The organism is Pseudomonas sp. P7758, assembly GCF_013386485.1.
Lineage (GTDB): Bacteria > Pseudomonadota > Gammaproteobacteria > Pseudomonadales > Pseudomonadaceae > Aquipseudomonas.
In genome coordinates, this window is the sequence record NZ_JACARS010000193.1 from 13836 (window position 1) to 14107 (window position 272).

Here is a 272-nt window from a genome sequence, read left to right on the forward strand (position 1 = left end):
TGCTCGGCACGCCGTTGCTGGCAGCCTACGCCGTAGGATTTTGCGTGCTGTTCTCCCAAGTGGCGACGTTTACCTACGCTGGCCTTTACCTCAGCCAGGCCCCGTTCGACCTTGGCCCGGCGGCGCTGGGCACGATCTATATGGTGTTCCTGCTGGCCCTGGTGGTCATTCCCGTTGCCGGGCGCCTGAGCAAATCCCGCCCGCAATCCGAACTGCTGACGGCGGCTGCGGTGCTTGGCGTTTGTGGCTCGGGCCTGACCTTGCTGCCATCC

The 272-nt window shown here is 64.7% G+C and carries 1 pseudogene; it reads left to right on the plus strand.

Annotated features, from left to right (window positions below):
- Nucleotides 1-272: pseudogene (locus tag HX873_RS31915) on the plus strand (MFS transporter); the annotation flags it as partial.